Genomic DNA, 24,803 nt, shown 5'->3' with positions numbered 1-24,803 from the left:
CGCGGCTCCGGTTGAGCTTCGTTTGGGCGTCCTCATGATGACCGACACACTCTATTTCAGCAGCGTTCGGCTACCATCACCCTCCCATGGTGACCGTCGGTTTTTCGCCACTATGGTTAACCCGCCTCGATATCCACAATCACGGAAAACGGCAAGTAATAGCGTTCGTCATCGGCTGCCTGCACGTGAAAGCGCCCGAGGGTATGATCGATAAAATAGCACATGCCGCGCTGCTCCCGAATCTCCCCTTCCTCCCAATACGTGAACGTGAGCGGGGCACCTTCCTCCATCGCTTGCCGCAACGTCCATTCCATCTCCGCCCAACGCTGCTCATCGAGAAGCGGGGGCGCCGATTTTTGCTGGGATGATCGGTATCGCAGCCACTGCTCCCGGTGTTCCGGCAAAATCATCCGGCTCGATTCCCAACGCAAATTGCTCCCGGGTGTTAACTTGTTCATCTTTTACCCCATCCCTTCTATTTATAATGGCCGCCGAGCTTCTCGGCCCGAAGCAGCGCCTGCCCGCCCGCGGTTAACGACGATGCCCGTAACACGGCCGCATCCCCATATTTATTTTTCAATTCATCCACCGTATGGTTGAGCACTTCGCGGTCACGATCCGGATAAAACAAGTTCAACTGGCGTGCTTCATCTGTCATTAACCCGTCGAGGCTAATGCCAAGGCTTCGGACCGGATCTTGATTCCAATGCGTCAAAAACAACTGCTTCGCCGCATCAAAAATAACGTTGCCATCATTGGTCGGATCATATAACTTAACCTGGCGATGAAAACCGGACGGTTGATCAAAATAATTATGGCCGCGCGCACCGACGGTCACGGTCGTGCCGAGATAGCGATTCGCCCGCACGCGCCGGGCAACTTCTTCGCTTAATTCCATCAGCACCACCTTGATCTCCTCCCACGACCCGTAATCACGGGGCAAGGTCATATGATGGCCGATCGCTTTGCGGCGAATGTGGGTGTCAATCGTGACCGGCGATTCATCCCATCCGTGCGCCGTCCAAAACAACAATTCCCCGTTAATGCCCCATCGTTTGCGCAAATCGGAAAGGCTCGCGCGCGCCAGCTGCCCGATCGTGCGAATGCCCATATCATGGAAATGCCGGGCCATACGCCAGCCGACCCCGAACATATCTCCCACCGAAAGCGGCCAAAGCTTTTCTTGTAAATTTTGTTCATGGAGATGAAAAATACCGCCGGGTTGTTTTTTGGAAAAATGGTCGCACGCCATCTTCGCCATCACTTTGTTCGGACCGATGCCCACGCGTGCGACAATGCCCGTTTCCCGGTATATTTTGGTGACCAGCATTTCGGCCGCTTCTTTAGCAGTCATGTCCAGCCCGGGCAGAACGTTTGTCATTTCGACGAAAATTTCATCGATGCTGTACGGCTCCACTTCATCCGTGAACGCCTCGAGGGAAGCCGCGATGCTTACGGACATATCGAGATACAGCTGCATGCGCGGCCGGATCACGACGAGGTATGGGCATTTACTTTCCGCTTCCCACAGGGCTTCCGCCGTCTTTACGCCCCACTTTTTCGCGAGCGGACACGCAGCCAGAATCACGCCGCTGCGAATCTCCGGATCCCCGGCGACAACCACGGGATGCTCCTCCAATGCCGGGTCCTGCACCTTTTCAATACTTGCAAAAAACGCCTGCATATCAACGAGAAAAACGATCCTTGATGTTTGCACTGCCATAGATGATCTCACCTTCATAGAACGTATGTTCCTTCTATAGTATAGCAAACTTTTGTTCGTTTTTTATACTGGGAATTTGCAGGAAATAAATTGATCGGTTCCGCCTAAACATGTTGGGGTATAATGATGGCAATGGACAACTGAGGCAGACAAGTCGATGCCTGTGATTTCGCACTTTCCCATTTTCATGCTATACCGGCTGATCCGATTATCCATATATTCCACACTCCGGTTCGGAAGCATTGAGATCATCAAAACGCCAACCTCTCGTTGGATATCTGGACGTAGCCGTTTGTGTATGCTTTCCCTGCCCTTCTTCGTATAAGGGGTATTCGCAGGAGTAACCCCCTAGTGTTGACGGTTTTAACATCGACAAGCGGGAATAATAGGGGGCTGCTTAACAACGTGAAACGGTTGTCATATAGGTGTTCACCGCAAAACCCTTGCACCTCATCCCCACATTGATATGGGTCGGATCAATATGGACACAAAATAAAATTGATCGAGATGTTAAACATCTGCTAAATGGTTTGAATTTGGGGGAGTTTGTCTAAATACACACCAGCAATTTTGAACGTTTTAAAACCCTAATTATAAAGCTGGTGATAATCTGGTGGTGTATTGGCGGGATGTTCGTGTTTCCCTACCGGCTTGAGATGATTGTAGATATAAGCCTGTAGATCATAGCAAGACGTGAGAACTCTAGATTTACTTTTGTGGCTCGTCTAAAATAATGATGAAGGTCTGAAACAAAACTGTTGAAAAGAAGCGCATTGACAGCTGAAGGAGAAGCTTTGATTCTTCGAATATATTTTTTCGCTTCTTGCTTGATCTTCTGCTTTTTGTCTGTCTTGATTCCTGTACGCGCTACTCTCTTTTTGCCCTTTTTATCAGCACGAATGGTGAACCCAAGAAATTCCGATTCCTTTTTCCGTAGATTTACAACATGGGATTTCTCTGGCGATATATCCAGTTTCAAACGGTGCTTCAGGTATAAGCGAACCGCATGATACCATTTCTGGGCTGTTTCCCCATCTTTACAGAGGATTTTAAAGTCATCTGCATAACGGATAAGTTGACCTTCTTTGAGTCGGGTGCGTTTCTTGGTAATTTCTTTCCCAACTTTGGATTGATAGGGCTTAGACAATGGAAAGAACTCCCATTAAGATACCATGTTATTCTATTAAGGTGCGCCGTTCAAAGTGTTCCCTCACCCACCACCCACGAATCGTTTCCGCACCCCAAGTAGAAATCCTTTGACTGAATATAAAATCAAGCTTTCGCTTTGAGGTATTAATAATTCAGGATTCATTCAAGAAAAACCTAGCTTGGGAAAACCGCCCAAGCTAGGTCCTTGTCATGATCACTGCCTGTCCGATAGCCGGTACTCATAACCGTGAACGCTTTTATAATACTCCGGATACATCTCCCCATCACATTGTGGCAGGCAAACATAGGCGGGACACTGGGGTCGCCGGGATCCATTTCGTCAAAATCGCGTACCACTGTGTAAGGGATCGCTTCTTGTTCATGACACTGTAAACAAAGAAAGTTGACGGTCTTGGGATGCCGGTTCTTCGAGGGCTTCTTCTTCTTTTTTTGTTTCTTTTTTCGGTGTTTCGATACGGGGGACATGGCCGACCTCCCTTTCCAAATAGCTTCTGGCTGTTTCACCCAACGCGACTTTAACCACTAATCGCCCGTTCTCAAGACAGACTTCTCCCTTGTACTCAAAGTAGTTATCGCATTTGGGACACCGCAGAGGATCCTTATGTCCGCTGGCCATGACCCGTTCTCTCCAGGTTTGGCGGCTCAGGGTTCGCTTGACCTGGGTGATCCACTTCTTCTTCGTTTTTTGCCAGGCCGCCAGTACCTTTTTACTCAAGTTTTTCGTTCTTCTCGCGTATAGCCCGTAATGGCGGATCGTTTTAAACTGTTCATCCGGAATATGACAGATCAGACGCATGATAAAGGCCTCGACACTTATCGTTTCATCCTTCTCTTTTCCATCCATTTTATCGTGATACGTAAACGTCACCATTTGCCCGTCATAGGCCTCGATCCGATTGATACCAATCGCCGGTCGACGCATATAACGACCAATATATCGGAGTTGGTCTTGCACCTTTCCCCGGTGTTTAGGGGCATAGATATAGAAGCCTTCTCCGTTTTTGGAGAACGCTTTTTGGAGGCGCGCTTGCACGCGTTTCTTGTCTTTTCCGGATAAATGCTTACGAATCAGCTTTAAAACAACGGTTTGCCATTGTTTGCGAAGCATCTGGAAGGGGAGAAAATCATACGTTTTCCATGCCCCTTTCTTTGTCATCCCGCCCATGGTCACCAGCATGTGAATGTGGGGGTTGAAATTGACTTGGGAGCCAAATGTATGTAACCCCACCATGATCCCCGGGGTCACTTTGCCTTTCTTCTCGAAGTATTCTTTGATCAGTCGTGCACCTTCATCCATCATTGTTTTCAATAATTCCCGGTGGAGAAGAAACACGTCTCGCAGGCCTTCATCGATGGTCAAAATCACATGACGATGGTTCACCTGGAACACATCTTCCATGAGCAGACGACTCCATTCCTCGCTCTCGCCGATCGAACAGGTCGTACAAAATCGGCCTTTACAGCGATAGGGAACTTTTCGGGTCTCATGGCATCCTTCGCATACGAAGAGCTTGAATCCATTCTCAGGATCCCCGCAATCCCGGAATTTTTCCACCTCTTTATGGACAATGGGGCGGATGCGGTCCCCATGTTTTTCGACAAATTGTTCCCAATGTTGATGGTGGTCAAAGAATATACGTCGAAGAATATTAGGTTCCATATCTCCACCCTAACACATTCCCCGGCATAGAGGGGGCCAAAATTTATACTTTCTTATCTTTTAAATAAAGGACTGAGCTTGGGAAATCCGGACTCAGTCCTTTTAATTGTTCCATTTTATACAAGGAAGTATTTTTGCGTAAGCGGAAGCTCATGCGCAGGTTTGCAGGTAAGTTTTTCCCCGTTTGCGTATACATCATATGTCTTGGGGTCGATTTCAATGTCGGGAAGTAGATTATTATGCTTCATATCTAGTTTGGATAGCTTGCGGATTTGTTTTACTGGCGTAATTTGTTTCTGCAAACCTAGGTGTTCAGGCAGTTGATTTTCAATACCTGCTTGCGACATAAACGTAAGCGACGTTGAGGCATTGGCTTTTCCGTAGGATGCATACATTTGCCGCATATAAACAGGCTGAGGCGTTGGAATTGAGCCGTTGGGATCACCCATTTGGGCTCTTGCAATATGACCTCCCTTAAAGACGATCTCAGGCTTTGCTCCGAAAAATGCGGGATCCCATAAAACAAGATCAGCAATTTTTCCTGGTTCAATGGAGCCAACTTCATGACTAATGCCGTGTGTAATAGCTGGGTTGACCGTGTACTTGGCAATATAGCGTTTTACACGATTGTTATCACTCTGATAATCTCCTGAAAGTAGCCCGCGCTGCTTTTTCATTTTATCGGCTGTTTGCCATGTCCGAATGAGAACTTCCCCTACACGTCCCATTGCTTGGGAGTCGGAAGAAGTCATGCTTGCTGCGCCGATATCATGCAATATATCTTCTGCAGCGATCGTACCCGTCCGAATACGCGAATGACTAAAGGCCAGATCCTCCTGAACATTTGGATCCAGATGGTGACATACCATCATCATATCCAAGTGCTCGGCCATCGTATTTTCGGTATACGGAAGCGTTGGCGTTGTAGAAGAAGGTAAAATATTTGCAAAAGACGCGAGTTTCATAATATCCGGAGCATGACCACCGCCTGCGCCTTCAATGTGATATGTATGAATCACACGATCCCCGATCGCCTCCAACGTATTCTCCAGATAACCGGCTTCGTTTAATGTATCTGTGTGAATGGCTACTTGAATATCATTTTCTTCGACCACCTTCATGCAGGCATCAATCGCTGCAGGCGTTGAACCCCAATCCTCATGAAGTTTAAGGCCTATTGCGCCTGCTTCTACTTGTTCGATCAGAGGTTGTTTCGTCGAGGCATTTCCTTTCCCTAAAAAACCTACATTTACCGGAAAGTCTTCGGCTGCTTCCAGCATGCGATGCATATGCCAAGGACCGGTAGTGCTCGTCGTAGCCTTACTTCCCGTTGCAGGGCCTGTACCTCCGCCGATCATCGTGGTGACCCCGGAAGAGAGGGATGTTTCCATTTGTTGGGGGGAGATAAAGTGAATATGGGAATCTACCCCGCCGGCAGTTAAAATTTTTCCTTCCCCGGCCATGACCTCAGTCGTTGTTCCAATGACAAGGCCTGGTGTTACGCCATCCATTGTATCTGGATTTCCTGCTTTACCAATACCAACAATACGACCATGTTTCACCCCGACATCTGCTTTAACGATGCCTGTATAATCGACAATCAACACGTTTGTGATCACAAGATCGAGAGCCTGTTCCCGAGCAGTTACTCTACCGTTCTGGCCCATTCCATCTCGAATCGTCTTTCCACCGCCAAACACAACTTCATCTCCATAAGTCGTATAATCATGTTCGACTTCAATCCACAAATCTGTATCCGCTAAACGCACGCGATCGCCTGTTGTCGGTCCGAACAATTCCGCATACGTTTTACGATCCAACTTCATGTTTTTTCACTCCTTGCTCCCAATCGTCAATTTTTTCTCTGGTTTTCTTTTTTCCCCGCGTATCCATATAACCATTGCTCTTATTATTGAAGCCATAGACGCTTTGCTTGCCGCCAAAAGGAACAAGCGTAACCGCTTTTTCTTCGTCGGGTTCAAAACGTACAGCTGTACCGGAAGGAATATCAAGACGCATGCCGATCGCTTTCTCCCGATTAAAGCTTAGGCCCAAATTCGCCTCCGCGAAATGAAAATGAGACCCAACTTGGATGGAGCGATTCCCTTCATTTTTTACCGGTAGTTCAAGAGCGTCTCTACCTTCATTGATTTCTATTTTTCCTTCTTGTATCTCCCATTCCCCTGGTTTCACTCGATTTTCATCGATTTGCACTGGCTCATGAATCGTAACCAGTTTTACCCCATCAGGAAACGTAGCCTCGACTTGTACAGAGTCAAGCATCTCAGCCACCCCTTCCATGAGTTCATCAGGGGAAAGAACGTGTTGCCCTTCTTTCATTAATTCTTGGACACCTTTTCCATCACGTGCCCCCTCCATCACAAAACATGAAAGAATAGCCGTTGCCTCCGGGTAATTAAGCTTAACCCCCCGCTCTCGTCGTTTGGAAGCCAGTTCACCGGCTAGAAATAATTGTAATTTCTCTTGCTCAACGGGTGTTAACTTCAATGAATAAGCCTCCCATCAATAAGAATTAATTATAACTTTAAATGAATGAATGGATGGTTACAATTTTTGTGTAAGAAAATCTCACACAAAATAAATAGTATGTTAGATTAATTAACATTTGTGTGGAATATTTCATTCAGCATTGATAACATACGATTATTCCAAGCGAGAGGGTGCAAATGATGACTTCCAAGAAAAAACTCATACTTTCAGTAAATCTATTCGGAATCGTTATAGCGGGATGTAGCGCTATTGCTGCATATGAAGCAAACGATGAATCAGGTGAAGAAGAGAAAATTCCCGTAGGAATTCTTCATTCGTTAAGCGGAACGATGGCGATGAGCGAAACATCAGTCATGGATGCAGAACTCATGGCAATTGAAGAAATTAATGAAGCAGGAGGCGTCCTCGGTAAAGAACTAGTCCCTATTATCGAAGACGGCGCATCTCAACCTTCAACATTTTCAGAGCGAGCAAGCAAGTTATTGCAACAGGATGGAGTGGATGTCATTTTCGGTGGATGGACGTCGGCTAGTCGAAAAGCGATGCTTCCTGTATTAGAAGGAAATAACGGATTGCTTTTCTATCCTATTCAATATGAAGGAATGGAAGCCAGCCCTAATATTTTTTATAATGGCGCGGCTCCTAATCAACAAATTGTCCCAGCTGTTGATTGGTTGCTTGAAAATAAAGGCGACGAATTTTTCCTACTCGGTTCTGATTATGTTTTTCCAAGGCTCGCGAACCAAATTATCAGTGCCCAACTGGAAGAAAATGATGCCACATTAGTCGATGAGCAATATACGCCAATGGGCCATACAGATTACAATACGGTCATTTCAAGAATTCAGGAATCAAAGCCTTCCGTCATTTTCAATACACTAAACGGTGACAGTAATGTGGCTTTTTTCCAACAGCTCGCAGACGCTGGCATTACGCCTGATGATGTGACTGTTCTGTCAGCAAGTGTTGCTGAGGAAGAAATCACAGGGATTGGTGCAGATGCAATCGAAGGACATTACGCAAGTTGGAACTATTTTCAAAGCACGGATACAGCCGAAAATGAAGCTTTCGCAGAAAACTATCAAGAAGCATATGGCAGCGACAGAGTCACAGGGGATCCTATTGAGGCGGGCTATTTTATGGTTCATCTTTGGGCTAAAGCGGTTGAAGAAGCCGGTACCACGGATGTTGATGAAGTACGAGCCGCCGCGGACGGCATTCAATTTGATGCACCGAACGGGACGGTTACGATTGACGGAGACACACAGCATGTACACAAAACCGTTCGGATTGGAGAAGTACAAGAAGACGGACAATTTGAAGAGGTATGGAATTCAGGTAAACCCGTCGAGCCGGATCCATATTTGGAGGAGTTTGATTGGGCAAGCGACATCACGGAACCTTAATTAACACGGACACAAAGGGTGAATGAATATGGAAAACTTCTTAACGCAGATATTTAACGGTGCTAGCTTGGGCTCGATTCTTCTCCTTATCGCCCTTGGGCTTGCGATCACATTCGGTCTCATGAGAGTGATTAACATGGCCCACGGGGAATTGATTATGATCGGCGCTTACACTGCCTATGTAATTCAATTGATTTTTGTGACTTACGTACCGGATGCCATGTTTGATTTCTATTTTATTCTGGCTATTCCGGGCGCCTTTTTAATCGCTGCGCTTGTGGGGTCATTGTTAGAAACCGGGGTCATTCGACATCTTTACGGACGACCATTGGACAGCCTGCTTGCCACCTTTGGTATAGGACTTATCCTGCAACAAGCAGCGCGGTCAATATTCGGCGCGCCAAACGTTGGGGTCACTAATCCTTCGTTTCTCTCGGGCAGCCTTTCCGTGTTTTCTTTAGAACTGCCATATTCCAGGTTGTTTATTCTGGGACTCGTCGCCCTTTGTTTTACGGCACTTGCTTTGTTCTTATACAAAACAGCATATGGGCGAAAGATTCGAGCCGTCATGCAAAACCGGGATATGGCCATGTCTGTCGGCATTTCATCCCGAAGAGTGGACAATCTAACCTTTGCCATCGGCTCAGGTTTTGCGGGAGTTGCCGGTGTTGCCCTTACACTTCTTGGACCTATTGGCCCGACCCTTGGTTTGACCTACATTGTTGATGCTTTCATGGTTGTTGTGGTCGGCGGTGTCGGCGCTTTAGTTGGCACTGTGGCAGGTGCGATGGGGATCGGTGTTTTTAATACGCTTTTTGAGTACTGGACAAATGCTTCAATGGGCAAAGTTCTTGTTTTCGCCCTGATTATCCTTTTTCTACAGTGGCGTCCATCCGGTCTTTTTCCGCAAACATCACGATCACTCGATTAAGCTGGGAGGCTACCAATGAACACACAGATTATTCAATATTTCACCAGTCGAAAATGGCTGTTTATGATTCTATTCGCCATTTTAGTTGTTTTGCCATCGATCCTTACCGATTTTCATATTAATTTATTGGGACAGTTTATCGCCTTTGCTATTCTCGTTATCGGGCTGGATTTATTATGGGGATACACCGGTGTGCTTAGCCTTGGGCACGGCATCTTCTTTGGGGTGGGCGCTTATATCATGGCCATGTACTTAACGATGGCTTCTGAAGATAGCATCATCCCTGAATTTATGATTTGGAATGGCATTACAGAATTACCGGTATTATGGGTGATGTTTCAACACCCGGCAGCGGCAATCGCAGGCGCGATCGTTGTCCCGATGCTTATTGCCGGCGTTATAGGATTTTTCACATTCCGCAATCGCATTAAAGATGTGTATTTTACAATATTAACGCAAGCGCTGGTCATAGCCACCGTGACGCTTATCGTAAGCCGCCAAGACATTACGGGAGGGTCAGATGGCTTGACAGGCTTTACGAATTTTTTCGGGCACTCATTGCAAACACCCTCAACCCAGCTGTTTCTTTATTACGTTTCACTGGCAAATTTAGCTATCGTGTTTATTCTCTGTTATAAACTAACAAAAAGCCGTTTCGGTAAAGCGCTGATCGCGATTCGTGATCAAGAAAATCGCTTACGGTTTTCAGGGTATAATACAGCGATTTACAAAACGTTTATCTTCACCTTATCTGCCGGTATCGCAGGTCTCGCGGGAATGTTGTTCGTAACCCAACTAGGGATCATTACCCCTGAAGAAATTGGGATTGTTCCTTCGATTGAAATGGCCTTATGGGTAGCTATCGGGGGCCGAGGCACATTGGTCGGTCCGGTTATTGGAGCGATACTCGTCAACGCAGCTAAAGCAGGATTTAGTGAAATGTACCCTGAAATGTGGCCTTATTTTCTCGGTGCGGTTTTTGTCATCGTCGTTCTTTTCTTCCCTAAAGGACTCATGGGAATCGTTGATCATTTCAAGAAGCGAGGTGAAAAAGATGTCTCAGGCAACAGTATTCCACAAACAGGAAGCCATTCTTAAAGCTTCACAAGTCACAGTTCAATTCGGCGGTTTTAAAGCCATCGATAACTTCTCCTTTCGCATTGATGATCATGAGATCCATTTTTTGATTGGGCCCAATGGGGCTGGAAAAACAACGTTTCTTGATGCCGTATGCGGAAAAACATCGACTACTTCCGGAAAGCTTTTGTTTGAAAATCAAACAGAGCTGTTCAAGAAAAAAGAGTTTGAGATCGTTAGATTAGGCATAGGGCGCAAGTTTCAAGCACCATCCATTTTTACCAATTTATCTGTCGCAGATAATTTGGAATTGGCGATGAAGCAAGATAAACGACTTCTCCCTATTTTAAAAGCTAAACGCAATGGGGGAGAAGAGTCATCCATTGAAGAAATGCTTAAACTGATTAACCTGAAAGTTGCCAGAAACCAGGAAGCAGGGGCGTTATCCCACGGCCAAAAACAGTGGTTGGAGATCGGAATGGTCATGATGCAGCAGCCTCATTTACTCCTGCTTGATGAGCCGATCGCAGGGATGACGGAAGAGGAAGAAGAAAAAACCGGTCATCTTCTTTGTGAACTAAAAAAGAAGTGCGCGATTCTCGTCGTGGAACACAACATGGATTTTGTTCGTTCATTTTCAGATAAGGTAACCGTTATGCATCAAGGGCAATGGTTATGTGACGGAACCATGGAAGATGTTCAGGAAAATGATCAAGTGTTGGATGTTTACTTAGGAAGGAGAGAAGTCAATGCTTAAATCAACCAATCTTGAGGTCGGGTATGGGGAGTCCGTAGTTGTCCGAAATGGGTCACTTGAAGTAAAAAAAGGACAAGTCGTGTGTCTCATGGGTAGAAACGGTGTGGGTAAATCAACACTTATGAAAGGTATTATGGGTGTCTTAAAGCCGACACAGGGGCACCTCTACTATAATGGGGAGTCAATCATTGAGTCTCTTCCGACAAAACGTGCTCACAGGGGCTTTGGGTATGTTCCGCAAGGAAGAGAAATTTTTGGCACGCTCACTGTTCAGGAAAACCTTCTGATCGGTCTTGAATCGAACGGCACAAAGCAAAAAACGGTACCCGAGTGGATTTACGACTATTTCCCTGATTTAAAAGAAATGAAAAATCGAAAAGGCGGAGATCTTAGCGGCGGACAGCAGCAACAGCTTGCGATTGGACGAGCCCTCGCTGCAAATCCGAACCTTTTACTGCTGGATGAACCGACAGAAGGGATTCAACCTAACATTGTTGCTGACATTCAAGACATCATAGAAAACATCAAAAGCAAACAAAAAGACCTATCGATTTTACTTATCGAACAAAGTGTTGACTTTGCAAGGCGCATTGCTGACTATTACTATATTATGGACAATGGCAAAATCGTATATGAGGGGGGAGAGTTGAAAGAAAAAGATACCCAGCATTTGTTAGGGATATAGAGATACAAACAAGGCGATCCCTCCATAGACTCGCCTTACTTCTTACGAAATGTTTTAACGCTATAATCACGGGAGGGAACTTCCCCCTTCCCTTGGAGGGTTTGCCTGTCAGGGAACGATACGTCCAAAAATCTGGTTATATGCCTCAATCATTGCCCAAAACTTCAAAAGATACACGAAATACCTTAAAAAGATGGCCCCAGCCACCGTGTAAAAGGGGTGGGCTGGTTTTTTTCAAAAGAAAAATCATCCTTGATACTATACAATGCCGTTCATTTTTGTTGGAAAAGACTTTTCACGAGCATTAAAACTCTAGTTTTTGGATGCTAACCACAAATATTGATTTTGTATGTTTTCAGCCATTCATTGACTTGCCACAAATAAGCAAGCAGTTGCGGCCCCGACATCAACTGGCCAAAAAACGGGGTGTCGATGTCTTTCCCTTTGGAATCAACAAGTGCCTGATATCGGGTGCGATCAATGATATCATGTAAAGGTGCTTGCCGATCGTCAAGAATCTGTTTCGACATTTCAACAAGACTTTCAGTATATTGAGGATGGTGCGTTTTCGGATATGGACTTTTTTTACGATAGAGTACTTTCTTCGGAAGCACCGGTTCCAGGGCTTTTCTCAATATTCCTTTCTCAATGCCTTTATATTGCTTTTGATCCCATGGAATGTTCCAGACGTATTCGACCAGCCGATGATCTGCAAAGGGAACCCTTACCTCCAGACTAGCTGCCATGCTCATACGGTCTTTCCGGTCTAACAACGTCGTCATAAACCAAATCATATTTAAATAAAACATTTCTCGTCGTTTTGCTTCTTCGTTTGTTTCTCCTTCCAAACGCGGCGTTTCCGCGATTGATTCCTGATAGCGCATACGCGCATAATCTTCCACGTCAATCCTTTCCTGCCATTCGGGGTTTAACAGTTGCTGCCGGAGTGATAAAGACGACATCCATGGGAAATATGGGCGGTCAAGCAATTCTTTTTTATAAAACCAAGGATAACCTCCGAAAATTTCATCTGCACATTCTCCCGATAATGCCACCGTCGCTTTCCTTTTGGCTTCTTTGCAAAACCATAACAACGAACCGTCAATATCTGCCATACCCGGCAAGTCACGGGCCCTTACCGCTTGCCCTAGCGACTCCGTCAGTGCATCGACAGTCATCATTTTGCGATGATGCTCAGTATGAAAAGTTTTAGACATCTCTTCAATGAAAACATTATCATCATCCGGTTGAAAATCATTGCGTTGAAAATAACGATCGTTATCTTTGTAATCAATGGAGAAGGTATTTAAAGGTCGTTCTTGTGAATAGTGAGGTGAGGCCAAAGCAGTTAATGCACTTGAATCAACCCCTCCGGACAAAAAAGTGCCGACCGGGACATCCGAAACAAGTTGACGTTCGACTGCATCCTTTAAAAGATCCCCCACGATTGCGGCATTTTCTTCAGGATCAATGTTTCGTTCAAAGCTTTCTACCTGCCAATATCGCCTGACTTTTATGCCATTACGGTCAAAGGTAAGCAGATGGGCCGGGCGTAATTCTTCAATATTTTCAAACACGCCAAAGCCAGGGGTTCTGGAAGGTGACAAAGCCATCACTTCCGTAATCCCGGTTTCAGAAACCGTCGCTGAAATATCTCGGTGTTGAAGCAATGCTTTGATTTCAGAAGCAAATAATAACCCCGTTGATGTCCTTGCAAAAAAAAGTGGCTTTACACCCAGTCGATCACGTGCCATAAATAATTTCTCTTGATAATCATCCCATATGGCGAAAGCAAAAATACCATTTATACGTTGGACACAAGCTTTTCCCCAAACGAGATAAGCATTCAATAATACTTCAGTGTCTGAATGCGAGCGAAATTGAATCCCTTCTTTTTGCAGCGCTCGCCGAATCTCCTCAGTATTGTACAGTTCGCCGTTATAAACAATCGTCGCTTTCTTTTTGCCAAATGTAAGGGTCATCGGCTGTCGTCCGCCTCGTGGGTCAACGACCGCAAGTCTTGTGTGCCCAAAGGCGACTCTGTCATGCAGCCAAGTCGCTTGGTCATCCGGCCCCCGATGAATCAATGTATTCGTCATATCCTCAATCTGAGTTTGCTCATTTCGCATATTACATTTCCAATCAAGCCAACCTGTAATTCCACACATGCTTACAGCCTCCTCTGGCACTTGCCCTTATCAACATATGCAACGGTACTTCTTTACGTGAGCCCTCATGGTCACTAAAGGAAGTTAGCGTCTTTGCAAAAACATTTAACATAAATCATGTTAGATAATATAACATATATGTTGAGAGATCCTTCAAATTTCGTTAATATACCATTAATGCAACTAAATGGTTTAATTATGGCTTCTAAGAAAAACTCATTTTTTTGTTCATATGTAAGGTGATTTAACATTTAAATGGAGGGAGAATAATGAAGAAGTTAGAAGCCATTATTCGTCCGGAAAAAAACCAAAATTTGCGAACGATAATGGATAGCATCGGTCAGCTTCAATATCGCAAACCAGGAGTGATTGGAGAGAACAAAGCCCAACACTCGGCAGTGGCATTACCTGTTCTTTATTTCAACGGTACCCCATATTTGCTTTTTGAACTTCGCAGTCAAAACATGCGTCAGCAACCTGGCGATGTTTGCTTTCCGGGCGGGAAAATGGAAGCTTCGGATGCCAATACCATTGAAAGTGCTGTCAGAGAACTGAGAGAAGAGACGGGTGTTTCAAAGAACAACGTATCTTATATTGCACCCCTCGACCGATTGATGACGCCTTATGGGATTGTGATTCACCCCCATGTCTTTATGATTGATAAACCAAACTTTTCACCCAATGAAGAAGTGGAGGAACTATTCACCATCCCTATCGATAATTTAAGTCAACAGCAACCAGATACATTCATAATGGAATTAAAACCGGATCTCCCGAATGATTTCCCTTACTCAAAAATTGTGCGCGGGAAACATTATCGATTCCCTAAAGGGCAAATCCCTCAGTATTTTTATCAATATCAAGGACGACATATTTGGGGGATGACATCAAGAATCCTTCATCACTTTTTAGAACTGATTACAGAAAACCATGCTCATTTTCACGGCACAACTACCATTCCTAAATCCCTGATATAAAAGGATTTTAGGTGCAGTGGATATTGTTTTCACATACCTCGGAGTAAAGCCGAATAAGATTCACTTTCACAGATGGATTGAACATGGATGATCGCTTGATATTCACGCATCGAAAATCAGTTATCGAGAGAAGCGTTTAAGCGCTAAACTTCTTAGAGTTAATTTCACCCTGTAAGCTGAAAAGTGTTTCTGTCCCTTTAACGGAAACTCCTTAAATGCTCTATTGAGCATTATACTATACGAGGGAGGGATAAAAATGGGAGATTTCCCTGAACTTGTCGAAAAACGAAAAGATAAAATCATTCATCAGTTATTGGAACAGAATCATTACAAAGTCGGAGATATACATCTTTATGAACTGACTCTAAGTGAACTAGAACATTTATACGACTCGCGTTCTACACGGAAGAAGCAGTACGAACCATAAAAGCAAGAACTTATGCGTAGTGACCAGGATAACCAATGGTAATTGGGTACGGTCTTGGAATGCTTGATCCTGATCGAAATCCGGTGTTTCGATACGGGGGAGATAACCAATCTACTTTTCCAAATAGCTTCTAGCCGTTTCGCCTAAGGCGACTTTAACCACTAACCGCCCGTTCTCGAGACAGGCTTCTCCCTTGTACTCAAAGTAGTTATCACATTTGGGACACCGCAGAGGATCCTTATGTCCGCTGACCGTGACCCGTTATCTCCAGGTTTGGCTGCTCACGGTTCGCTCGACCTGGGTGATCCACTTCTTCTTCGTTTTTCACCACGCCGCCAGCACCTTTTTACTCAAGTTTTTCGTTCTTCTCGAGTACCGCCGGCGGCGACACAATGTCAGATTCAAAGCGATGTGACATCCTAATATTTGCGACCCGCGCAATACTTGATGCGATCAACACCCCACTTGCTCGCATCCTCTTACTCTTGCACATATTGCTTCCGGACATTATCAGCGATGAAAGGAGAAAGCTCCCCATTCGCGCACAGATACAATTCATGCATTGCACGCGTGCAGGCGGTATAAAGCAAGTAACGATCCCGTTCCAAATGATAATTCGAAGCAGAAGCATCACTGGCGATTACCGCGTCGAATTCGATCCCTTTCGCGAGATAGACCGGCAATACGAGCAAGGCCCCTTTAAATTCGGACGTCTGTTCATGGATGAGTTGCGCGTCCCGCCCTGCTCTTGTCAACTGCTCCCATATCTCTTCACTTTCCGCGAACGTCTTCGTCACAATCGCAACCATGCCCAGTTCCCTTTCTTCCAGACGCTTAGCCAACTCGCCCACATATCGATCATGCTGGGTCTCATTTTCCAGTTGCTTCATCTCTGGCTTTGGACCCGGCCGCTCAAATGCCTCAATCTGTTCTCCATTTGGAACTAATTGCTTTGTAAATTCAACGATCGGTTGTGTAGACCGATAACTTCGATGCAACGTGATTGTTTCCTGTTCTTTTTCAGCCGGTTCTTCCACGAGCGGCGCATTCCCCGCGCTTGTATGCGCGTGTACCGCTTGATTGGCATCTCCGAGCAATGTCAGCCGGCTCGACGGAAACAAATGTTGCAGATAACGAATTTGAATCGTCGTGTAGTCCTGGGCTTCATCGATGAAAATATGACGGATATCCGCGTAGACAGGCCTTCCTTTTAACAGATCTTCAAAATAGAAAAAAGGCGCGGCATCCTCCCAGTGCATCTCTTTTTTTTGAAAATGGTACGTGATCTCTTCAGCAATCACTTTATGCCCTTCCCACCGGAAAAACTGGACATACATTGCTTCAACGTCCAAAACGTCAAATGCTTGAATTTGCTTTTTTAGGGCCTTCACTTTACGACGGACAACAAGTTTCCGCAATAAACCCTCTTCCAATACCGCCTCGTTGAATGCCTCCTCGTCCCCGTTCTCCCTTACCTTTTCAAACACACGGTTGTACGTCTCATGATCCAACAGGTTCATTTCCTCATCGACCCATGCTTTCGGCCTTTCTTCTCTTTCGGTGATCTGCAACATTTTCATCAGCCATTCGGCCACTGCCTCCAGGCGATCCGAGATCGACATGGACGACGCCATTTGATAAAAATAATCCTGAAGTTGCTTCTTTGTCACCCATACCTCTCCGCGAAAATAAAGATCTTTAAAAATAAGGCCGGAATGAGAGAGCGTATCTACATAATTGTGAAGGTGCTCGATGAAACGAGGCTCCGTTTTCACCGACAAGCCTTGGGAACGGATGCCCTCCACCTGCTCGGATAAAAAATATTCAATATGGGCGTGGGGGCTTTCGAGTTTCCAGCCGTTCGGCAACCGTTTTTCAAAATGATGGTAAAGCGTGGACTGCTGCAAGTTATCTTCCCCGAGTTCCGGGAGAACGTTGGAAACGTACCGGGTAAACAGCGGATTTGGCGAAAATAATAACATATTCCCGGCATTCAACTTTTCCCGGTGCTTATAAAGAAGATAAGCCACGCGCTGCAAAGCCGCTGATGTTTTTCCGCTCCCCGCGGCTCCGCGCACGATGAGCATTTTGCTTCGCTCATTGCGGATCACCTGATTTTGTTCCCGTTGAATCGAGGCGACAATGCTCTTCATTTGCGGAGATGATTGCTGGCCGAGCAATGATTGTAAAAGTTCATCGCCAATCGTCAACCCGGTATCAAACATCCCGTCAAGCTTTCCGCCCCTTACAATGTATTGCCGCTTCAGGGTAATTTCGCCCTCTACATCTCCATCTAACGTCGGGTAATGGGCACGCCCGGGCGCAAAGTCGTAATACATGCTGGATATGGGCGCGCGCCAATCGTAAACGAGAAATTCTTCATCGTTTTCATCCATTAGCGAAGCAATGCCGATATAAATCGGTTCCGTTTCGCTTTCCCCGTCTTCCGTGAAATCAATGCGGCCAAAATACGGACTTTCTTCTAATTTATTCAACGTCTTTTTTTGTTGATCGAGAAGCCCGTGGCTGCGCTCGCGTTCGCTAAGCAATTCAGCGCGTTGTTTCAGGCTTGCTTGCGTTTCGATGACATCATCCGGCTCATCAAGATTGACGGTCACATCATCCCAAAACGTGCGCCGAAGCTCGATGACATCATCTTTCAGCTCATCGCTTTCCCCTTGTAACGCCTCTTTTTTCTTTTGCACATGGGAAATGACAGCCTGCAACCGCTCGTTCTCATTTTCCCAATCGGTATGTTCTTGACTCACCGGAAGTTCTCCTTTCGTTCTAAAAAACAATTCCATCTTATGTTATCATTACAATGAATTTTTTAGAAATTTATGATCAAAAATCCGACGTGGCGGATATTCAATTTATCACTTTTCCACGTGCGTTTCAAAACGAGGAGGATCGTAAGATGCCTAAGATCACCTTTTTTGACCGAAGTGACGGTTTTCTGATTCCTTTTCTTATTCTATTGGTGATAGGAACAACTTTCGTTTACCCATTGTTGCCGGACTCGGTTGCCATTCAATTTAATCCGGCTACATCCGAGGCTACCTCCATGGTACACAAAAGTTTTGGCATCTGGGGATTGATTGGATTGATGGCAGTGATATTGGTCATTTGCAACGCGTCCAAATATCTGCCGCCGATCCGCCCCCTCTTCGATCACGGAGAACCGTCAAATCAACAAATCGAGGCGGCAAGCATAAGCAAGGCAATGCTTATCCGCGTCAAATGCGCGATCATCATCGCCGTGGGCGCGCTTCACGTAGGTATCATTCTTTTCAACCTCGATGCTTTACCTTACCCGATATTTTCGCTTTTTACTACAGGATTCATCGTTTTGATGCTATTATACTTGGCTCGACTAATGGTCACATTCAACCCGCCTATGAATATATGGGAAAAGGAACAGCCTATCGAGGTGAGAAAAGTTGCGAACCGTTATATTGCGATCGGGATAACGGTGATGGCGGCCAGCATCGCGAGCATGCGTTTCTTCACCAGCACGGAATGGTTATTGCCCTGGGTTGTGCTCACAACGATTTTCACTCCGCTCGCCTTGATTGGAGTCGGAATTGTAAAAGCCAAGAAAAAATGGGAGGAAATCGAAGCAGATTAAAGCCATTGGGTCATTTTAAAAAATCCAATTGGAGGGTTCAACATGTCGACAATTGAGTTGATCATTGACAACGCAACCGTCATCACTATGGAAGGAGAGGGGCTCGGCATTATCGAAAATGGAGCGGTCGGAGTCGACGGAAACAGAATCGTGGCTGTTGCTCAAAGCGAGGTTGTCCGCCGCGATTACACCGCCCATCGGACGATTGATGCCAGCCACAAAGTAGTCATGCCCGGCCTGATTGACGCTCATATGCATAGCGGTCTCGGGATTTTGCGCGGCATTGCCCAAGACACTGATAACTGGATGGAAAAAGGGCTTTGGCCATTTATGCAATTTTTAACGCCCGAGCAACGTAAAGCAGGTTCCCTCGTGAATATCATTGAAGGACTGAAAGCGGGGACGACCACTTTTGGCGATTATGACAGTGGCATGAACACCATCGTGCAAAATCACATCGCGCTGGGCACGCGCGCCCACGTGTGCGACATGATTAATGAAATGCCGGAACGCATGAGTGATTCCCGTCAAGTCGGTGATCTTTATCCGTTGGATCCGACCGTCGGCGAAAAGAAACTGCAGGACAATTTGACCTTGATCGAAAACTATCATGGAAGCGAAAACGGTCGCATTACTTGCCTCTTTGGACCGCAGGGGCCGGATATGATGTCTAAAGAACTGTTGCTTGAAGTGCAAAACCTTGCGAAAAAATTTGATACACCTATACATATGCATGTCGCTCAAGGGGATCGGGAAATCGATCAAATGGTGAAACGGCATGGAAAGCGAAGCATCCCGTATTTAGAAGAGATCGGCTATCTCGATGAACGCTTAATGGCGGTTCATTTAACAGAAGCAACGCCGGAGGAGGCGAAAACCGTCGCCCGTTCAGGAGCAGCGATGCTTCTTTGCTCGGGCAGCATCGGCATTATCGACGGGATCGTCCCGCCCGCTGCTGAGTTTTTGGAGACGAGTAATCGCCTCGCCCTCGGATCCGACCAGGCTCCCGGGAACAATTGCAACAATATGTTCAATGAAATGAAATTCACATCCATTTTAAATAAATGCCGGAATGGAGATCCTCGAGCGTTTCCGGCATGGCAAATGTTAAAGTCCGTAACCATCAACGCCGCGCAGGCCATCGGCTTAGGCGAGGATATCGGTTCTTTGAAACCTGGCAAAAAAGCAGACGTGATTATTTTAGACTTAGACTCTCCAGCCATGTTTCCCACAATCCAGGCGCCGATCCGAAACATCGTGCCCAATCTCGTCTATTCCGCCAATGGCAGCGAGGTCGAGACCGTGATCATTGACGGCCAGGTCGTTGTCGACGAAAAAATCGTGCAAACGGTGGATGAACAGCAAGCTGTCGTGGATGGGCAGGAGCACGCGAACGACCTGGCATCTCAAGTACGGGGAGTGGACACCCCGCTAACGAAAATGATGACGGATGGTTTACTTTAAGTCATTTGGCTGATATATTGCTCTTTTTGGCTGATAAAACCAGGGTTTCGGCTGATATATGAGGCAAATGATGGTAGGATAGTTAAAAAAGGTGGTGATCCTATGGCAGAAGTGCATCACCGTGAAGCAATCCTCTCCAAAATATCAAATATATTACGGGAAAACTTAGGCGATAAGCAAGTCACTGTATATTTATTCGGTTCCTGGGCTAAAGGAAACATTCATACTAGTTCGGATATAGATATCGCGATCGACCACAAAAACCTGCCCAACGGCTTCTTATATCGCATAAGAGCAGCATTTGAAGAGTCAACGATCCCCTACCAGATTGACGCTATAGATTTGCCCAATGTCGATGAAAACTTCAGAAATAAAGTGTTTAGGGAGGGCATACAATGGGACGTTTGCAAGAGCGAATCGCCACTGCGGACAAAGCATTAAAAACATTGGAAGAAATCCATGATATTGAAAAACCCTCCGCTATTCAAAGGGATGCTTTTATCCAACGCTTTGAATATACGTTTGAAAGCGTCTGGAAATTAGGGAAGGAATATTTACGTGAGATTGAGGGATTGGACTATGGTTCACCAAAAAGAGTCGTCCGCGCCAGTCGCGAAGTAGCATTACTTAGCGCGGAAGAAACAGTTGCCGCTTTGGAAATGGCTGATGACCGCAACCTTACCATGATCAATCACGTGTAATCTGGTATTTCACGAGCATAATCTGTCACTTTCCGAGCATAATCTGTCATTTGTCATCGATATTCTGTCACTTTGCCACCATAATCTGTCACTTTGTCAGGTGCACGCGGATCAATTCCCCATTTTCAGCATCTTCTTTGCGATGTTCAGTTTGTTTTTATAGGGCGGATACAAAAAGGGGACACGAATGCGCGTGCTTCTATTGCTGACACCCTTCTGATTGCTAAACGTTTGGAAAGTGTAGTATCCATGATACTCACCCATTCCGGACGGTCCGACGCCGCCAAATGGCAAGTGGGGGTTCGCGACGTGCATGATCGTGTCATTGACGCATCCACCGCCGTACGACGCTCGCTCCATGATCTTCGTTTGCAATTTTTCATTCTCGGTAAACAAATAAAAAGCAAGCGGTTTTGACTGGGCGTTCACGTCAGCAACAGCCGCGTCGATATCCGAATAGGTGAGCACAGGCAAAATCGGCCCGAATACCTCTTCTTGCATCGATGCCGCGTCTCTTCTTGAGGAAATATCAAGAATCGTGGGCTCGATAAAACGATCCGCCCGGTCGTGCGCCCCGCCGTACACCACCGCGTCACGATCCGCATCGAGCATAGCCTTCAGGCGGTCAAAATGTTTTTCATTAATAATACGTCCGTAATCTTCGTTATTTTGAATATCATCGCCGTAAAATTTATCGATTTTCTTTTGCAACAGTTTCACGAATCGTTTCTTGGCTTTTTCATGAACCATGACGTAGTCAGGCGCGATACACGTTTGGCCGGTATTGATCAATTTGCCCCAAGCAATCCGTTCCGCCGCCTTTTTCAAATCGGCGTCTTTATGAACGACGGCAGGTGCTTTGCCGCCTAACTCCAGCGTAAATGGCGTAAGGTTCTTGGACGCCGCTTCCATAACTATTTTACCGACTCTCGAACTTCCCGTGAAAAAAATGTAGTCAAAGCGCGAGTGAATCAACGCATTGCCCGTGTCGACGCCTCCTTCAACCACCCGCACATAGGCCGGGTCGAAAATATCGGCGAGCATCTTTTTGATGAGCCGTCCGGTTGCCGGGGTATGTTCCGATGCCTTCAATACGGCGCAATTTCCGGCCGCTATCGCTCCGATCAACGGTTCCATCAATAACTGAAACGGATAATTGAACGGACCGATGATTAATACCGTCCCGTAAGGTTCATGAACAATGTAGTTTTTCGACGGCTGCATATAAGTCGGTGTCTTGACTTTCTCCGGCTTGCTCCACGTTTTTACGTTCTTGATGGCATCGCTGATGCTGTTCAAGATAATCCCGATCTCTGTTAAGTAAGTTTCAAACGGGCTTTTTCCAAGATCCGCCTGCAGCGCCGAGTAAATCTCCTCCTCATGCGCTTCGATCGTTTTTTGCACCTTTTTCAAATGTTCGATTCTAAAAGAAACATCCCTGGTCGTTTCCGTATGAAAAAATCGGCGATGTTCGGCGAGCAAATGTTCCGCTTCTTGCCCCGTGGTTAGATCTTCTTTCATGTTATCCCTCCCGATTGATCTTGCTTCTATCCTATCATTCTCATTGATAGCCGAGAACTAACTCTCATCATCAAAGAAATAACAACCCAATTGTGATAGGTATAAAACTCCATAATAAGGCAATCACACAAAAGCCCATAATGTCTCTGATACTCAATCCTGCAATAGCCAATAGCGGCAATGCCCAGAAAGGCTGGATCATGTTAGTCCAAGCATCTCCCCAAGCCGCAGCCACAGCTGTTTTGGCATTATCCACACCGATTTCCATACCTGCTTCGATCATGATAGGTCCCTGAACAGCCCATCCACCTCCGCCGGATGGAACGAAAAAGTTTAAAAGTCCTGCGCTCAAAAAGGTAAATAGAGGGTACGTAAACTCAGTCGAAATATCGATGAAAAATGAGGCCATTATAGTAGATATCCCTGAAACTTCCATCATTCCCATAATACCGGCATAAAAGGGAAATTGAATAATGATGCCACCGGCATTTTTCACTCCTTCATTCACCGTGTTTAAATAGCGGCACGGCGTTTTGTGAAGAAGAATGCCCAGAAAAAGAAAGGTGAAATTCACGATGTTCAATTCTAACTCTAATCCGCTCTGCACAAAATAGTACACGACATAACCCATGCCCAAAAAGCCTATGACCATGGAGATCACCATACTATTTTCCAGTCGTACGGCTGGCGTTGGCTTTTCTCCTTGTGACTGTTCAGTAATTGGCGCTGGAGCGTCCTCCTTTTCATCCACCAATAAAGAGGGATCGATTTTCGGGGCATCATCAGTAGCACTCAGCATTAATCGATTTATGATCGGAAGTGTAAAAAGCAATGTGAGAACAATGAATAGATTGGAAGCACTAAACAGCGTCTCTGTTATCGGAACGAGACCCATCTGTTCCTCCAAGAAATGCCCAGGAGTATTAATGGTTAAAGGGATAGAACCCGATAAACCCCCATGCCAAACCAAAAAACCCGTATAACCACTAGCCACGAGTAAACGAAAATCCGTTTCAGGAACAACTTGTACGAGTTTTTTTGCAAGTAAAGCCGCCAAAACCAAGCCGAATCCATAGTTAATCAAGCAGGCAATTCCAGAGACAAATGTTACCAGCATAATCGCTTGTCCTGGCGTCTTAGCATTTCTGGCAATATGTAATAAAAGGGAATTAACGAGTGGAATACTTGCAAGAATATATCCGGTTACAACAATAAGGGACATCTGCATCGCAAAATCCAACAGATCCCAAAATCCTTCGCCCCAATACGAAAGCATGTCTACCGGAGAACTATCCGTCATCAGAAGTCCTGAGACGTAAACAACCAGTGTCAATACGATGGCAAATAAAAAAGCGTTAGGCATATAACGTCTAATAAGATGATCAAAAAAAGAAGTCAAAGACTTAATCATATCACTCTTCCTCCCTATATTTGTATAGAAAATTGTTTCATGTCAGGCGCGTTGATTTACCTTAAAATACCTTCACATAGGTGTCCTATATGTTCGATCACGTAGCAATCCAAAGTATCTTAGTGCAAATGTTATCTATCGGAAGTTTCTAATAATAGGAATACCTTCCGGTATGAAACGAGAAAACCTATGCTAGTATCAGATGAGTCCTCGGAAACAAGACCGTTGGACTCAAAGCGTTGCTCAGAAGCTAAATGAGTCCTCAGGAACAAGATCTGCGGACTCCAAGCGTTGCTCAGAAGCCAGATGATTCCTCAGGAACAAGATCTGCGGACTCCAAGCGTTGCTCAGAAGCCAAATGAGTCCTCAGGAACAAGATCTGCGGACTCCAAGCGTTGTTCAAAAGCCAGATGAGTCCTCAGGAACAAGATCTGCGGACTCCAAGCGTTGCTCAGAAGCTAAATGAGTCCCCAGGAACAAGATCTGCGGACTCCAAGCGTTGCTCAGAAGCCAAATGAGTCCTCAGGAACAAGATCTGCGGACTCCAAGCGTTGCTCAGAAGCTAAATGAGTCCCCAGGAACAAGA

21 protein-coding genes and 1 pseudogene are annotated in these 24,803 nt (G+C 45.7%); 11 read left to right on the top strand and 11 right to left on the bottom strand.

Annotated features, from left to right (window positions below; genetic code table 11):
* Positions 1-116 precede the first annotated feature (116 nt).
* From EPH95_RS14605 to ureA, 6 genes are all read right to left on the bottom strand, one after another.
* The gene (locus EPH95_RS14605) at positions 117-458 is read right to left on the bottom strand and encodes a YolD-like family protein (RefSeq protein WP_142090776.1); all 342 of its coding nucleotides are present in this window, start codon (positions 456-458) and stop codon (positions 117-119) included.
* Positions 459-475: 17 nt separating this feature from the next.
* Positions 476-1,723 carry a DNA polymerase IV gene (locus EPH95_RS14600; protein ID WP_142090775.1) on the bottom strand — a complete coding sequence of 416 codons (1,248 nt, stop codon included), beginning with the start codon at positions 1,721-1,723 and terminating at the stop codon, positions 476-478.
* Positions 1,724-2,366: 643 nt separating this feature from the next.
* Positions 2,367-2,870, bottom strand: coding sequence for a reverse transcriptase domain-containing protein (locus EPH95_RS14590; protein WP_319592784.1), 504 nt, complete (start codon positions 2,868-2,870; stop codon positions 2,367-2,369).
* A gap of 381 nt (positions 2,871-3,251) precedes the next feature.
* Positions 3,252-4,553, bottom strand: coding sequence for an IS91 family transposase (locus EPH95_RS14580; protein ID WP_142090774.1), 1,302 nt, complete (start codon positions 4,551-4,553; stop codon positions 3,252-3,254).
* Between the two features lie 116 nt (positions 4,554-4,669).
* A complete protein-coding gene (gene ureC, locus EPH95_RS14575; RefSeq protein WP_142090773.1) occupies positions 4,670-6,379 on the bottom strand; it encodes an urease subunit alpha in 1,710 nt (569 codons plus the stop codon).
* Positions 6,363-7,061: an urease subunit gamma gene (ureA, locus tag EPH95_RS14570; RefSeq protein WP_142090772.1), complete on the bottom strand. Its 699-nt coding sequence runs from the start codon at positions 7,059-7,061 to the stop codon at positions 6,363-6,365. The genes ureC and ureA overlap by 17 nt, the downstream gene beginning before the upstream one ends.
* Before the next feature lie 182 nt (positions 7,062-7,243).
* Between ureA and urtA the strand changes: the two genes are divergently transcribed.
* Genes urtA through urtE form a run of 5 tightly spaced genes read left to right on the top strand, consistent with a single transcriptional unit; the run spans position 7,244 to position 11,920 of the window.
* Complete coding sequence (gene urtA, locus EPH95_RS14565; RefSeq protein WP_405127461.1) at positions 7,244-8,470, top strand: urea ABC transporter substrate-binding protein; 1,227 nt, start codon at positions 7,244-7,246, stop codon at positions 8,468-8,470.
* A 28-nt stretch (positions 8,471-8,498) separates the two neighbouring features.
* Positions 8,499-9,401, top strand: a complete 903-nt coding sequence (urtB, locus tag EPH95_RS14560) for an urea ABC transporter permease subunit UrtB (RefSeq protein ID WP_142090770.1) — start codon at positions 8,499-8,501, stop codon at positions 9,399-9,401.
* A 15-nt stretch (positions 9,402-9,416) separates the two neighbouring features.
* Complete coding sequence (gene urtC, locus EPH95_RS14555; protein WP_142090769.1) at positions 9,417-10,499, top strand: urea ABC transporter permease subunit UrtC; 1,083 nt, start codon at positions 9,417-9,419, stop codon at positions 10,497-10,499.
* Entirely contained in the window at positions 10,456-11,235 is a 780-nt protein-coding gene (urtD, locus tag EPH95_RS14550) for an urea ABC transporter ATP-binding protein UrtD (RefSeq protein ID WP_142090768.1), read from the top strand. The genes urtC and urtD overlap by 44 nt, the downstream gene beginning before the upstream one ends.
* Positions 11,228-11,920: an urea ABC transporter ATP-binding subunit UrtE gene (urtE, locus tag EPH95_RS14545; RefSeq protein ID WP_142090767.1), complete on the top strand. Its 693-nt coding sequence runs from the start codon at positions 11,228-11,230 to the stop codon at positions 11,918-11,920. The genes urtD and urtE overlap by 8 nt, the downstream gene beginning before the upstream one ends.
* 326 nt (positions 11,921-12,246) lie before the next feature.
* On the opposite strand, the gene asnB is transcribed toward urtE, so the two are convergent.
* Positions 12,247-14,088 (bottom strand): asparagine synthase (glutamine-hydrolyzing), encoded by a 1,842-nt coding sequence (gene asnB, locus EPH95_RS14540; RefSeq protein ID WP_142090766.1) that lies wholly within the window; start codon positions 14,086-14,088, stop codon positions 12,247-12,249.
* Between the two features lie 269 nt (positions 14,089-14,357).
* On the opposite strand from asnB, the gene EPH95_RS14535 reads away from it, so the two are divergent.
* The gene (locus EPH95_RS14535) at positions 14,358-15,065 is read left to right on the top strand and encodes an NUDIX hydrolase (protein WP_142090765.1); all 708 of its coding nucleotides are present in this window, start codon (positions 14,358-14,360) and stop codon (positions 15,063-15,065) included.
* Between the two features lie 256 nt (positions 15,066-15,321).
* Positions 15,322-15,492, top strand: coding sequence for a Fur-regulated basic protein FbpA (locus EPH95_RS14530; protein ID WP_142090764.1), 171 nt, complete (start codon positions 15,322-15,324; stop codon positions 15,490-15,492).
* A 114-nt stretch (positions 15,493-15,606) separates the two neighbouring features.
* Here the strand turns inward: EPH95_RS14530 and EPH95_RS19920 are convergent.
* Positions 15,607-15,867, bottom strand: a pseudogene (locus tag EPH95_RS19920) (IS91 family transposase); the annotation flags it as partial.
* A gap of 104 nt (positions 15,868-15,971) precedes the next feature.
* Positions 15,972-18,260 (bottom strand): RNA polymerase recycling motor HelD, encoded by a 2,289-nt coding sequence (helD, locus tag EPH95_RS14525; protein ID WP_160141785.1) that lies wholly within the window; start codon positions 18,258-18,260, stop codon positions 15,972-15,974.
* 149 nt (positions 18,261-18,409) lie between these two features.
* Here helD and EPH95_RS14520 point away from each other — a divergent pair, with 149 nt between their 5' ends.
* From EPH95_RS14520 to EPH95_RS14505, 4 genes are all read left to right on the top strand, one after another.
* A complete protein-coding gene (locus tag EPH95_RS14520; protein ID WP_142090762.1) occupies positions 18,410-19,120 on the top strand; it encodes an SdpI family protein in 711 nt (236 codons plus the stop codon).
* 42 nt (positions 19,121-19,162) lie between these two features.
* The gene (locus EPH95_RS14515) at positions 19,163-20,584 is read left to right on the top strand and encodes an amidohydrolase family protein (RefSeq protein WP_142090761.1); all 1,422 of its coding nucleotides are present in this window, start codon (positions 19,163-19,165) and stop codon (positions 20,582-20,584) included.
* Between the two features lie 102 nt (positions 20,585-20,686).
* Positions 20,687-21,025 (top strand): nucleotidyltransferase family protein, encoded by a 339-nt coding sequence (locus EPH95_RS14510; RefSeq protein WP_142090760.1) that lies wholly within the window; start codon positions 20,687-20,689, stop codon positions 21,023-21,025.
* Positions 20,980-21,285 (top strand): nucleotidyltransferase substrate binding protein, encoded by a 306-nt coding sequence (locus EPH95_RS14505; RefSeq protein WP_142090759.1) that lies wholly within the window; start codon positions 20,980-20,982, stop codon positions 21,283-21,285. The genes EPH95_RS14510 and EPH95_RS14505 overlap by 46 nt, the downstream gene beginning before the upstream one ends.
* 111 nt (positions 21,286-21,396) lie before the next feature.
* Here the strand turns inward: EPH95_RS14505 and EPH95_RS14500 are convergent, their stop codons facing one another.
* Positions 21,397-22,806: an aldehyde dehydrogenase gene (locus EPH95_RS14500; protein ID WP_142090758.1), complete on the bottom strand. Its 1,410-nt coding sequence runs from the start codon at positions 22,804-22,806 to the stop codon at positions 21,397-21,399.
* Between the two features lie 70 nt (positions 22,807-22,876).
* Positions 22,877-24,214: a short-chain fatty acid transporter gene (locus tag EPH95_RS14495; RefSeq protein ID WP_142091631.1), complete on the bottom strand. Its 1,338-nt coding sequence runs from the start codon at positions 24,212-24,214 to the stop codon at positions 22,877-22,879.
* Positions 24,215-24,803: the final 589 nt, after the last annotated feature.

This window comes from Salicibibacter halophilus, from assembly GCF_006740705.1.
Classification (GTDB): domain Bacteria; phylum Bacillota; class Bacilli; order Bacillales; family Marinococcaceae; genus Salicibibacter; species Salicibibacter halophilus.
The sequence above is the reverse complement of the archived record's forward strand: the minus strand, read 5'-3'. Positions and strand labels throughout refer to the sequence as shown.

Coding starts and splice junctions, on each gene's coding strand:
- EPH95_RS14510 (WP_142090760.1), top strand. CDS start 20,687: ATGGCAGAAGTGCATCACCGTGAAGCAATCCTCTCCAAAATATCAAAT.
- EPH95_RS14530 (WP_142090764.1), top strand. CDS start 15,322: ATGGGAGATTTCCCTGAACTTGTCGAAAAACGAAAAGATAAAATCATT.
- EPH95_RS14535 (WP_142090765.1), top strand. CDS start 14,358: ATGAAGAAGTTAGAAGCCATTATTCGTCCGGAAAAAAACCAAAATTTG.
- EPH95_RS14500 (WP_142090758.1), bottom strand. CDS start 22,806: ATGAAAGAAGATCTAACCACGGGGCAAGAAGCGGAACATTTGCTCGCC.
- urtB (WP_142090770.1), top strand. CDS start 8,499: ATGGAAAACTTCTTAACGCAGATATTTAACGGTGCTAGCTTGGGCTCG.
- urtA (WP_405127461.1), top strand. CDS start 7,244: ATGACTTCCAAGAAAAAACTCATACTTTCAGTAAATCTATTCGGAATC.
- ureC (WP_142090773.1), bottom strand. CDS start 6,379: ATGAAGTTGGATCGTAAAACGTATGCGGAATTGTTCGGACCGACAACA.
- EPH95_RS14520 (WP_142090762.1), top strand. CDS start 18,410: ATGCCTAAGATCACCTTTTTTGACCGAAGTGACGGTTTTCTGATTCCT.
- urtC (WP_142090769.1), top strand. CDS start 9,417: ATGAACACACAGATTATTCAATATTTCACCAGTCGAAAATGGCTGTTT.
- EPH95_RS14505 (WP_142090759.1), top strand. CDS start 20,980: ATGGGACGTTTGCAAGAGCGAATCGCCACTGCGGACAAAGCATTAAAA.
- EPH95_RS14580 (WP_142090774.1), bottom strand. CDS start 4,553: ATGGAACCTAATATTCTTCGACGTATATTCTTTGACCACCATCAACAT.
- EPH95_RS14600 (WP_142090775.1), bottom strand. CDS start 1,723: ATGGCAGTGCAAACATCAAGGATCGTTTTTCTCGTTGATATGCAGGCG.
- asnB (WP_142090766.1), bottom strand. CDS start 14,088: ATGTGTGGAATTACAGGTTGGCTTGATTGGAAATGTAATATGCGAAAT.
- urtE (WP_142090767.1), top strand. CDS start 11,228: ATGCTTAAATCAACCAATCTTGAGGTCGGGTATGGGGAGTCCGTAGTT.
- urtD (WP_142090768.1), top strand. CDS start 10,456: ATGTCTCAGGCAACAGTATTCCACAAACAGGAAGCCATTCTTAAAGCT.
- EPH95_RS14605 (WP_142090776.1), bottom strand. CDS start 458: ATGAACAAGTTAACACCCGGGAGCAATTTGCGTTGGGAATCGAGCCGG.
- EPH95_RS14515 (WP_142090761.1), top strand. CDS start 19,163: ATGTCGACAATTGAGTTGATCATTGACAACGCAACCGTCATCACTATG.